This is a genomic window from Alteromonas sp. AO-Serp, from assembly GCF_017849675.1.
GTDB classification, from domain to species: Bacteria; Pseudomonadota; Gammaproteobacteria; order Enterobacterales; family Alteromonadaceae; genus Alteromonas; species Alteromonas macleodii.
The window spans coordinates 1-1,390 of sequence record NZ_JAFLMX010000092.1 but is presented as its reverse complement, the minus strand read 5'-3'; the positions used below and the strand labels follow the sequence as shown (position 1 = coordinate 1,390).

At 47.6% G+C, this 1,390-nt stretch carries 2 protein-coding genes; one reads left to right on the top strand and one right to left on the bottom strand.

The genetic code is table 11. The annotated features are described in order from the left end of the window. The coding region (locus QVA83_RS07455; protein ID WP_502711456.1) for an MFS transporter at positions 1-756 on the top strand (756 nt) is incomplete at its 5' end. A gap of 26 nt (positions 757-782) precedes the next feature. Here QVA83_RS07455 and QVA83_RS07450 read toward each other — a convergent pair. Next, on the bottom strand, positions 783-1,390 hold a 608-nt coding region (locus QVA83_RS07450; protein ID WP_287498292.1), incomplete at its 5' end, for an ATP-binding protein.

Below are 1,390 nucleotides of genomic sequence, written 5' to 3'. Positions count from 1 at the left end.
GGTACGTTTGCAGCGTCGTTCTTTGTAACGCTGTTATACCTTGTTGAGCACAATTGGCGTTTACCCATTCAGGTGTTGGCAGGCGTTATGATTGTGCTTTCGTGCTATGCATTTATTGCGGCGCGTTCTCAGGCAAAAGTGCTTAAAGGTCAGCCTAAAGCGCCTAAAAAGACCTTGGCATTTGGGGTCATTATTAAGCAGCCTGTTTTCATATTTCTCACTTTGCTTACCTTTGGCTATGGTGCTGTAGAATTTGGTAACGCGAACTGGTTTGTGAGCTATGCGCAAAACGGCTTAGGCTTTACCGGCGAACAGTCGAGAAACTTACTGGCATTTTTTACCGCTGGCATGGTGATCAGTCGTCTTACTTTCCCTTTTTTACTGCGATTTGTATCGGTACACCGCATGATTGTGCTCATGGCAACAGCCTCGCTAGCGGGTGTATTTGCACTGAAGCTAATGCCTTCATTTTATGGGATTGGCGCTGGTAACTTACTGCTTGGCTTAGGGCTAGGTGGGCTCTTCCCGTTAGCACTTTCTGCGGCAATGAATATCGACAGTGACAACGGCCCTGTACTTTCTGGTATTTCTATTATCGGTAACTCTACTGGCGTACAAGTGGCATCGTTTTCTACCGGACTATGGGCGAACTTTGCTCCACTTACTACAGCGTTTTGGGTGATCCCGCTTGGCGGCTGCGTGCTGTGGTTGGCATCTTATGGATACAGCCGAAAAATTAAGTACCACCGAAGCTAATACCAATCCGTGTAGTGTTTTTGGGCTTAATGGGTTTGATAGGGTAAATAAAACTCTGCGACCAAGCCCTGCTGAGGATGATTTCGCAACGTCACCTCACCATCGTGAGCTTCTACAATTCGCCTTATTATGGCAAGGCCGAGGCCTGAACCTGACGAATTGCGGGCTTTGTCGCCTTGTGCAAACGGCATGAATACACCGTCGAGCTCCGCTTCCGGTATTCCCGGGCCAAAGTCGCGTACTTTGCAATACACGCGCTTTTCGTGGCGATTGTAAAAGCTGCTAATCGCAATATCGTCCGAGCCGTATTTGAAGGCGTTTTCGATGAGATTATCGATCACGCGTTTCATTGCAATTCGTCGTAGCGACAACGGAGGAATGGCGTTGAGTTTAAGTTCAATGTGGTGCTTATCGTCTAAATGTCTGGCTTGTACCAGTTCTGCAATAATCGCGTTTAAATCGGTTTCTTGAGTGACTTCTTCGGTGTCGTAGCGCGCATAGTCAATGAACTGATCGATGATGGCGTTCATGTCTTCTATGTCATTTACAATGCCGTCTTTAATCCAGTCTTGATCTTCTGGCAGCATTTCTGAGGCTAGGCGTATACGGGTAAGCGGTGTGCGCAAGTCGTGAG